The 9,310-nt window shown below is 57.0% G+C and carries 9 protein-coding genes; all 9 read right to left on the reverse strand.

Annotated elements, in window-relative coordinates; all coding sequences use genetic code 11:
* Positions 1-24: 24 nt before the first annotated feature.
* Complete coding sequence (locus I5961_RS28545) at positions 25-897, reverse strand: ParB/RepB/Spo0J family partition protein (RefSeq protein WP_085686130.1); 873 nt, start codon at positions 895-897, stop codon at positions 25-27.
* A gap of 9 nt (positions 898-906) precedes the next feature.
* On the reverse strand, positions 907-1,704 hold the full coding sequence (locus I5961_RS28550) for a ParA family protein (protein ID WP_039764974.1): 798 nt from the start codon (positions 1,702-1,704) through the stop codon (positions 907-909).
* An 18-nt stretch (positions 1,705-1,722) separates the two neighbouring features.
* Positions 1,723-2,367 (reverse strand): 16S rRNA (guanine(527)-N(7))-methyltransferase RsmG, encoded by a 645-nt coding sequence (gene rsmG, locus I5961_RS28555; RefSeq protein WP_007911906.1) that lies wholly within the window; start codon positions 2,365-2,367, stop codon positions 1,723-1,725.
* Entirely contained in the window at positions 2,364-4,262 is a 1,899-nt protein-coding gene (gene mnmG, locus I5961_RS28560) for a tRNA uridine-5-carboxymethylaminomethyl(34) synthesis enzyme MnmG (protein ID WP_085702244.1), read from the reverse strand. The genes rsmG and mnmG overlap by 4 nt, the downstream gene beginning before the upstream one ends.
* Positions 4,263-4,815: 553 nt before the next feature.
* The gene (gene mnmE, locus I5961_RS28565) at positions 4,816-6,186 is read right to left on the reverse strand and encodes a tRNA uridine-5-carboxymethylaminomethyl(34) synthesis GTPase MnmE (RefSeq protein WP_085702242.1); all 1,371 of its coding nucleotides are present in this window, start codon (positions 6,184-6,186) and stop codon (positions 4,816-4,818) included.
* Between the two features lie 81 nt (positions 6,187-6,267).
* Positions 6,268-7,950 (reverse strand): membrane protein insertase YidC, encoded by a 1,683-nt coding sequence (yidC, locus tag I5961_RS28570; RefSeq protein WP_007954136.1) that lies wholly within the window; start codon positions 7,948-7,950, stop codon positions 6,268-6,270.
* Between the two features lie 2 nt (positions 7,951-7,952).
* Positions 7,953-8,198 carry a membrane protein insertion efficiency factor YidD gene (gene yidD / locus I5961_RS28575; RefSeq protein WP_010465488.1) on the reverse strand — a complete coding sequence of 82 codons (246 nt, stop codon included), beginning with the start codon at positions 8,196-8,198 and terminating at the stop codon, positions 7,953-7,955.
* A complete protein-coding gene (rnpA, locus tag I5961_RS28580; protein WP_011336726.1) occupies positions 8,191-8,592 on the reverse strand; it encodes a ribonuclease P protein component in 402 nt (133 codons plus the stop codon). Before rnpA ends, yidD begins: the two co-directional genes overlap by 8 nt.
* 16 nt (positions 8,593-8,608) lie before the next feature.
* Complete coding sequence (rpmH, locus tag I5961_RS28585; RefSeq protein ID WP_003213577.1) at positions 8,609-8,743, reverse strand: 50S ribosomal protein L34; 135 nt, start codon at positions 8,741-8,743, stop codon at positions 8,609-8,611.
* Between the last annotated feature and the right edge of the window lie 567 nt (positions 8,744-9,310).

A 9,310-nucleotide genomic window follows, 5' to 3' on the forward strand; every position in this document is an offset into this window, starting at 1 on the left:
CTGCGCGCTACAAGGGGAATTGTTTCAGCGGATGTGTGCGAGCACACCTTGAAGCTCATCGAGGGAGTTGTAACCAATCACCAACTGGCCTTTGCCCTTCTTGCCGTGGCGGATCTGCACCGCAGAGCCCAGCCGCTCGGCCAGACGCTGTTCAAGCCGGGCGATATCCGGGTCGGGTTTGGCAGGCTCGACCGGCTCCGGTTTCCCGCTCAGCCACTGACGAACCAGTGCCTCAGTTTGGCGCACAGTGAGGCCGCGTGCGACAACATGTCGCGCCCCTTCCACCTGCTGATTGTCCGGCAGACCGAGCAATGCACGGGCATGACCCATTTCCAGGTCGCCATGGGACAGCATGGTCTTGATGACTTCCGGCAGCGCAATCAGGCGCAACAGGTTGGCTACCGTGACGCGGGACTTACCCACAGCCTCGGCGACCTGTTGCTGAGTGAGCTGGAATTCCTGCTGCAAGCGCTGCAGGGCCACCGCTTCCTCGATCGGATTCAGGTCTTCGCGCTGGATGTTCTCGATCAGCGCGATGGCGATCGCGGTTTCATCCGGCACGTCGCGAACCATCGCAGGAATGGTTTCCTGCCCGGCTTGCTGACTTGCGCGCCAGCGACGTTCGCCGGCGATGATTTCGAAACGACCACCGCCAATCGGGCGAACCACGATCGGCTGCATCACGCCCTGGGCCTTGATCGACTGCGCCAGCTCTTCCAGCGCCTGCGGATCCATGTCCCGGCGTGGCTGATACTTGCCGCGCTGCAGCAGGTCCAACGGCAGGTGCTGCAACTCACGGCTGTCCGCCTGCGCTGCCTGTTCTTCCAGCGCGCTGACAGTCGGACCGCTCAGCAGTGCATCCAGTCCTCGTCCGAGACCTCGTTTCTTGACGGCCATGGGAATTCCTTAAGTTGGCTGGGCAGCGGCGGTGCGTGAATTTTTGCGCTGACGGCGAACCATCTCGCCCGCCAGGGCCAGATAGGCCAGCGCGCCACGCGATTGCTTGTCGTACGCCAGCGCCGGCATGCCGTAGCTCGGGGCTTCGGCGAGACGGATGTTGCGCGGGATCACCGTGTCGTAAAGCTGATCGCCGAAGTGTTCCTTGAGCTGGGCCGATACATCGTTCATCAGGCTCAGGCGCGGGTCATACATGGTCCGCAGCAGGCCTTCGACTTTCAGGTTCGGGTTCAGCAGTTCGGCGATGCGTTTGATGTTATCCACAAGGTCGCTCAGACCTTCGAGCGCAAAATACTCGCACTGCATGGGGATAATGACCCCGTCGGCGGCAACCAGTGCGTTCAGCGTGAGCATCGACAGCGACGGCGGGCAGTCGATCAGAATGTAATCGTAGTTTTCACGGATCGGCGCCAACGCGCTGCGCAGACGGCTTTCCTTCATCTGCATTTCCAGCAGCACCACCTCGGCCGCCGTCAGGTCGCGGTTGGCCGGTAGCAGTTGATAACCGCCGTGTTCCGAATAGTGCATGGCCTGGGCCAGATCGCATTCACCGATCAGCAGGTCGTAGACCGAATTTTCCAGGCCATGTTTATCCACACCGCTGCCCATGGTGGCGTTGCCCTGTGGATCGAGATCGATCAACAGCACCCGGCGCTTGGTCGCGACCAGGGATGCTGCGAGGTTGATGCAGGTGGTGGTCTTGCCCACACCACCCTTCTGGTTCGCTATCGCGAATACCTTAGCCATTCTTGCTTGTGTTCCCAATCATGCCGTGCGGCGCAGTATCAGCAGATGGCGTTGGCCTTGGCAACCGGGTACGGCCAGGGCGTGTTCGCTATCGAGTTTGAAGTCTGCCGGCAATGCTACCAGCTCATCGGCCGGATGGACGCCCTTCATTGCCAGCCAGCGCGTATCGGCGTCGCCGAGGTGGCGAGTCCAGTTGGTGAAGTTCTCCATGCTGCTGAATGCCCGGGAAATAATCCCGTTGAATGGCTGTGCAGGCTGGAACGCTTCGACGCGACTGTGGATAACTTGCAGGTTATCCAGTTTGAGTTCGAGTTTGACCTGGGTCAGAAAACGGGTTTTCTTGCCGTTGCTGTCCAGGCACGTCACTTGCGAGTCCGGATACAGGATCGCCAGAGGGATCCCCGGCATGCCGCCGCCGCTGCCGACATCCAGCCAGCGACCGTTTTCGATGAACGACATCACGCTGAGGCTATCGAGCAAGTGACGGGACACCATTTCGTCCGGGTCGCGAACGGCGGTCAGGTTGTAGGCCTGGTTCCATTTGATCAACAGGGCCAGATAACCCAGCAGCAATTCGTGCTGGGTTTCAGTGAGATTGACACCGAGCTCGCGGGCTCCTGTGGATAACTCTTCGGCGTGTTGCGAAGTGACCTTAGAACTCAAGCGCTTTGCTCCAACTGACGGCCCGCGCCGCGTTTTTTCAAATGAATCATCAACAGCGAAATTGCTGCCGGGGTCACACCCGGGATCCGCGAAGCCTGGCCCAGCGTCTCGGGACGCGTGGCGCCCAACTTGCTCTGGATCTCCTTGGAAAGACCGGAAATGTTGGTGTAATCGATATCCACAGGCAGTTTCGTGTCTTCACTGGCGCGCAGACGGGCGATTTCGTCCTGTTGGCGATCGATGTAACCGGCGTACTTGGTCTTGATCTCGACCTGTTCGGCGACCTGTGGATCTTCAGCGCCCTGCCCGGTCACTTCGACCAGACCAGCGTAGTCGATTTCCGGACGGCTCAAGAGATTGAGCAGGTTGTATTCGTGAGTCAGCGGAGTGCCGAATTTTTCTGCAATTGCATCGCCCTGCTGGGTGCCCGGGCGAACCCAAGTGCTTTTCAGACGCTGCTCTTCCAGCTCGATGTTTTCGCGCTTCTTGCAGAAAGCCGCCCAGCGCGCGTCATCGACCAGACCCAGTTCGCGACCTTTTTCGGTCAGACGCAAGTCCGCGTTGTCCTCACGCAGGATGAGGCGGTACTCGGCACGGGAAGTGAACATGCGGTACGGCTCTTGAGTACCGAGGGTGATCAGGTCGTCGACCAATACCCCGATGTACGCTTCATCGCGACGCGGACACCAGGCTTCTTTGCCTTTCGCACGCAGCGCGGCGTTGGCTCCTGCGAGCAAACCCTGGGCGCCGGCTTCTTCGTAACCGGTGGTGCCGTTGATCTGGCCAGCGAAAAACAGACCGCCGATGACTTTGGTTTCCAGGCTGTACTTCAGGTCGCGCGGATCGAAGTAGTCGTACTCGATCGCATAACCCGGACGCACGATGTGCGCGTTTTCCATGCCGCGAATCGATTGCACGATCTGCAATTGCACGTCGAACGGCAGGCTTGTGGATATCCCGTTCGGATACAGCTCATGGGTGGTCAGGCCTTCCGGCTCGATGAAAACCTGATGGCTTTCCTTGTCGGCGAAGCGATGAATCTTGTCTTCGATCGACGGGCAATAACGCGGGCCAATGCCTTCGATCTCGCCGGCAGCGGAATACATCGGCGAACGGTCGAGGTTCGCGGCAATGATTTCGTGGGTACGGGCGTTGGTGTGAGTAATCCAGCAACTGACCTGCCGTGGATGTTGTTCTTTGTTGCCCATGAACGACATCACCGGAATCGGCGTATCACCTGGCTGCTCGGTCATCACCGAGAAATCCACAGACTTGCCGTCGATACGCGGTGGCGTGCCGGTTTTCAGGCGTCCAACGCGCAGCGGCAATTCACGCAGGCGATGCGCAAGGGCGATCGACGGGGGATCACCGGCACGACCGCCGGAAAAATTCTGCAAACCGATGTGGATAAGTCCGCCGAGGAACGTGCCGGTGGTCAACACCACGGAATCGGCGAAGAAACGCAGACCCATTTGCGTGACAACACCGCGTACTTGTTCCTGCTCGACGATCAGGTCGTCAGCGGCTTGTTGAAATATCCACAGGTTCGGCTGGTTTTCCAGAATTTCGCGGACAGCGGCCTTGTAAAGAATACGGTCGGCTTGCGCACGGGTTGCACGTACGGCCGGGCCTTTGCGGCTGTTCAACACGCGAAACTGGATACCGCCCAGATCGGTGGCCATGGCCATCGCGCCGCCGAGGGCGTCGATTTCCTTGACCAGATGGCTTTTGCCAATGCCTCCGATGGCCGGGTTGCAACTCATGGCACCGAGGGTTTCCACGTTGTGCGTCAGCAGAAGGGTTTTTGCACCCATGCGTGCTGAGGCCAGTGCTGCCTCGGTACCGGCATGACCGCCGCCGATGACGATCACTTCAAAACGGGAAGGGAAATCCACCACGCACCTCGTGCCTGCTTAAGTAGGTAATTCAGGAATAGTTTGAGATCAGGTTTCTGGACCTGGTCGGCAAGTATAGGGACTTCGCCCTTCCTAAAGAACCCTTTGCACAAAATTTAACCAGCTGTGGAGAACTCGCGGTTAAAAGAATAAAAAAGAGAGAAATTTATAAAACCTTTGTTTTAAAGCTTATTCTTACTGCCCATGATTTCTGTGGATAGATTTCTACAGGCCTTTATTTTCAATGTGTACAGAGATTCAAAACCCTGTGGCCATGTCGCCATGAGGCCCTTGGATAACCGGTTTAAGCCTGTGGATTAATGCGGTGGTTATCCACAGAGGCAGTTATGTTCACTTTTCAGGCCCTGTTATCAACTGCCCTCAGCGGCGGTTATTCACAGGGCTTAATTCACAGAAATCTGATGAATGAAGGGATCGCGGACGCAGAAAATCCGCCCAGGATCAGAAAACCTGTCCGGCACTGGGGGAAGGAAATACGAGGAAGAGGGAACAGACAGGTCGCGTATGGACCTGTCTGTGGACAGCGGATGGATTATTTACCGATGCAGAAGCTGGAAAAGATCCGTCCCAGCAGATCATCGGAGCTGAAGGCGCCGGTGATTTCCCCAAGGGACTGCTGGGCCTGACGCAGGTCTTCGGCCAGCAACTCACCCGCTCCCGCCAACGTCAGTTGGGCACGTCCATGTTCCAGGGCATCACTGGCATGACGCAGGGCTTCCAGGTGCCGGCGGCGTGCGCTGAAGCTGCTTTCCGACGTCTGTTCGTAGCCCATGCAGGCCTTGAGGTGATCACGTAGCAGATCCAGCCCTTCACCGGCGGATTTTGCGCTCAGACTGATCGTTACATGGCCGTCGTCGCTGACTTCCAGAGCAATGGGTTCACCGGTGAGATCAGCCTTGTTGCGAATCAGCGTGACCTTCGCCGGATCCGGCCGGGTTTCAAGGAATTCCGGCCACAGCGCAAACGGATCGGCGGCCTCGGGCGCCATGGCATCGACAACCAGCAGCACTCGATCAGCTTCGCCGATGGCTTTCAATGCTCGTTCAACGCCGATCTTTTCCACATGATCATCGGTGTCGCGCAGACCGGCGGTGTCCACTACGTGCAGCGGCATGCCGTCGATGTGGATATGTTCGCGCAGGATATCCCGAGTCGTGCCGGCGATCTCCGTCACGATGGCGGCTTCTCGTCCGGCCAATGCATTCAGCAGACTGGATTTGCCGGCATTCGGACGACCGGCAATCACCACGGTCATGCCGTCACGTAGCAATGCGCCCTGCCCGGCTTCGCGCAATACGGTGGATAACTCGTTACGAACCTTGTCGAGCATGCTCAGGACATGGCCATCGGCGAGGAAGTCGATTTCTTCTTCCGGGAAGTCGATCGCGGCTTCGACATAAATCCGCAAACCGATCAGCTGTTCGGTGAGGTTATGCACACGTTGGGAAAATGCACCCTGCAACGAACGCAGAGCGTTTCGTGCGGCCTGTGCAGAACTGGCTTCGATCAGGTCGGCAATGGCCTCGGCCTGGGCCAGGTCGAGTTTGTCATTGAGGAATGCTCTTTCGCTGAACTCACCGGGCCGCGCCAGACGGCAACCCAGTTCCAGACAACGCTTGAGCAACATGTCGAGGACGATCGGGCCACCGTGTCCCTGCAGTTCCAGTACGTCTTCGCCAGTGAACGAGTTCGGCCCCGGGAAATATAACGCCAGACCTTCATCCAGCACCTGCTGATCTTCACTGAAGAACGGGCCGTAGTGGGCAAACCGTGGTTTCAGTTCACGGCCGCTGATGGCTTTGGCTGCAACGCTGGCCAGCGGCCCGGAAATTCGAACGATGCCCACGCCGCCACGGCCCTGGGCGGTAGCGACGGCTGCGATGGTTTCACGAGGTGCGCTCATAAACCGGTATCCAGACAAAAATGGCAGATAGCAAAACGCCCCACTAGGGGGCGTTTTGAGTGGTGTTATCCACAGAGTAAGTTACGCCTCGGCTTTTTTCGTCGCCGCTTCGATCTTACGCGTGATGTACCACTGTTGGGCAATCGACAGGCAGTTGTTCACAACCCAGTACAGCACCAGACCTGCCGGGAACCACAGGAAGAAGAAGGTGAAGATGATTGGCATCATTTTCATCACCTTGGCCTGCATCGGATCCGGAGGTGTAGGGTTCAGACGCTGCTGGATGAACATGGTCGCGCCCATGATGATCGGCAGGATGAAGAACGGATCCTTGATCGACAGGTCGGTAATCCACAGCATGAACGGCGCCTGGCGCATTTCCACGCTTTCCAGCAGAACCCAGTACAGAGAAAGGAAAACCGGCATCTGCACCAGGATCGGCAAGCAGCCGCCCAGCGGATTGATCTTCTCTTTCTTGTACAGCTCCATCATGGCTTGCGACATTTTCTGCCGGTCATCGCCATGTTGCTCTTTCAGTGCAGCCAGTTTCGGAGCCACGGCGCGCATGCGGGCCATCGACTTGTAGCTGGCGGCCGACAGAGGGAAGAAAATCCCTTTGATCAGCATGGTCAGGAAGATGATCGACCAGCCCCAGTTGCCGACGATGCTGTGGATATGTTGCAGGAGCCAGAAGATTGGCTGGGCAATGAACCACAGAATGCCGTAGTCGACGGTCAGTTCCAGACCTGGGGACAACTCTTTCAGCACAGCCTGGCTTTTCGGACCGGCGTACAGAACAGCGCTGGTTTCGACTTTCGCACCCGGTGCAGCGGTCAGCGAAGGACCGGTGTAACCGATGATGTAATTGCCTTTGCTGTCTTTACGGGTCTGGACGATGTTGTTTTCGCCCTTCGGAGCAACCCATGCCGTCACGAAGTAGTGTTGCAGCCAGGCTACCCAGCCACCGGTGACGGTTTCCTTGAGCTGACCTTTGTCCATGTCCTTCATGGACACTTTCTTGTACGGCTCGGAACTTGTCCACAGGGCAGCGCCCAGGTAAGTCGCGGTACCGGTAGCAGTAGTCGATGAAGGATCGGCGCTTGCATCACGTTTCAGCTGGGCAAACATCGAACCGGACCAAGGCTGAGCGCTCTGGTTGTCGATCAGATAAGTCACGGTCACGTCATACAGGCCACGTTTCAGAGTGAAACGCTTGATGTAATTGACGCCGTCCTTGCTGAACTTCAGGTCAACGACCAGTTGGTCCTGACCGTCAGCCAGTTGATAAGTCTTCTTCTCCGAGGAGTAGATCGGACGACCGGCCGGATTTGCATCCGGACCGTTGGTGCCGATCAGACCGCTCTGTGCCAGATAAGTACGTTCGCCGCCGTTGTCGAACAGCTGGAACGGTACGTCCGGACGATCCTGACGGCGTGGATACAGCGGCAAGGTCAGCTGGGCAACATCGCCACCTTGTGGATCGATCGCGAGATCGAGCACGTCGGTCTTGATCTGGATCAGATCCTTGCTGACGGCGACCGGCGTTTCGGCAGGTGCGCTGGTATCACTTGCGGCGCGCGGAATATCGTCACTGGCGGCAGCATTATTGCCAGTGGCGGTGTCCGGCAAACCGGATGTAGTCGTACTGGAAGCAACATTCTGAGTCGGCAGGGCAGCCTGGCCATAGTCCTGGTTCCATTTAAGGACCATGACGTAGGACACGATTGCCAGGGCGACGATCAGGATCGTGCGTTTGATATCCATGATTACTCGGCCATCGAAGAAGAACGGGAGGTAGGGATAGGTGGAACCGGGTCATAACCACCGGGATTCCACGGATGACAGCGACCTAAACGACGAAAGGTCAGCCAGCCACCGCGCAGAAGGCCATGATTTTCGATGGCTTCATACGCGTAGCAGGAACAGCTGGGGTAGAAACGACAGTGACTGGCCATCAAGGGACTAATGGCGTAGCGATAAAACTGGATCGGAACGAGTGCCAGTTTACGCATCGGGACTGTCTACCCCTACAGTTTCGGTTTTGACTGCTGGTACCGGCTTGTTGCGTGCCAGACGCTTCCAGAGTTTGCCGAAATGCTGAATCAATTCGGGGTTTTCTACGTCACCCAAACCTTTGCGCGCGACGATAACGATGTCCCAGCCGACCAGTGAATCCTGGTGCAGGCGAAACGATTCGCGCATCAGACGTTTGAGGCGATTGCGCTCGACGGAGAGTTTTACACTCTTTTTCCCGATAACCAGTCCGAGACGGGGGTGATCGAGATCGTTGTTGCGCGCAAGGAGCAGGAGATTTTTCCCCGGAACCTTGCCGGTAGGGGAGTCAAAGACCGCCTTGAAGTGCCGGGGAGTAAGCAGACGCTTTTCCCGACTGAAGTCCTGACTCACCTCCAGTGCCGGATTATCAAACTGCCAGACGTGCGCGGCCTTTGGCGCGACGACGCGACAGTACGGCACGACCGTTCTTGGTAGCCATGCGAGCACGGAAACCGTGGGTACGAGCGCGTTTGATAGTGCTTGGTTGGAAAGTACGTTTCATGTCGTGTTACCTGGTTCGTCCACAACGGGCCGGAATGGCCCCCGTTTTAAGAGACCGGGGATTCTAGAGAAAGCAAGTCCATAGGTCAATTTCCAACCAACGTTTCCTTATAAATAGATCTTCGGAGCGTGGGGGACCTGATTAACCGTTTGCCAGAGATAAAAATAAAGAAGGGAATTATTTAAAGCTTTTCTGTAAAGCTTGTAAAAGCTAGGCACGTCCTCGTCTGTGGATAACTGGCTCAAGGCCTTGTTTCAAGCGATGTACAGAGAATGACAACTACAGTGGAAAACCGTGTTAAGCCTGTGCTGCACTGTCGGATAACCTGTGTGTGGAAAGGGCGGTTATCCACAGGCCGGTTATCCACCGACTTTCGCCCCCAGTTGTCCAGTGTGCTCAGATAGGGTTATCCACAAAGCTTATGCACACACCGTTGGTCGCCTTTTTCTCGTTTAACGCATTGATAAATCATGTGCACCGGGCAACCTGCATGTGGATAAGTGGACGACTGGCCGCTACAATGGCCGCTTGTTTTTGCCTCACCGGCTTTCAACTTAGGGGATATCC

Source organism: Pseudomonas sp. IAC-BECa141 (genome assembly GCF_020544405.1).
Classification (GTDB): domain Bacteria; phylum Pseudomonadota; class Gammaproteobacteria; order Pseudomonadales; family Pseudomonadaceae; genus Aquipseudomonas.

Bases quoted from the DNA above. Each gene is read 5' to 3' on its own strand.
- I5961_RS28550 (WP_039764974.1), bottom strand. From the start codon at position 1,704: ATGGCTAAGGTATTCGCGATAGCGAACCAGAAGGGTGGTGTGGGCAAG.
- I5961_RS28545 (WP_085686130.1), bottom strand. From the start codon at position 897: ATGGCCGTCAAGAAACGAGGTCTCGGACGAGGACTGGATGCACTGCTG.
- yidD (WP_010465488.1), bottom strand. From the start codon at position 8,198: ATGCGTAAACTGGCACTCGTTCCGATCCAGTTTTATCGCTACGCCATT.
- mnmE (WP_085702242.1), bottom strand. From the start codon at position 6,186: ATGAGCGCACCTCGTGAAACCATCGCAGCCGTCGCTACCGCCCAGGGC.
- rpmH (WP_003213577.1), bottom strand. From the start codon at position 8,743: ATGAAACGTACTTTCCAACCAAGCACTATCAAACGCGCTCGTACCCAC.
- yidC (WP_007954136.1), bottom strand. From the start codon at position 7,950: ATGGATATCAAACGCACGATCCTGATCGTCGCCCTGGCAATCGTGTCC.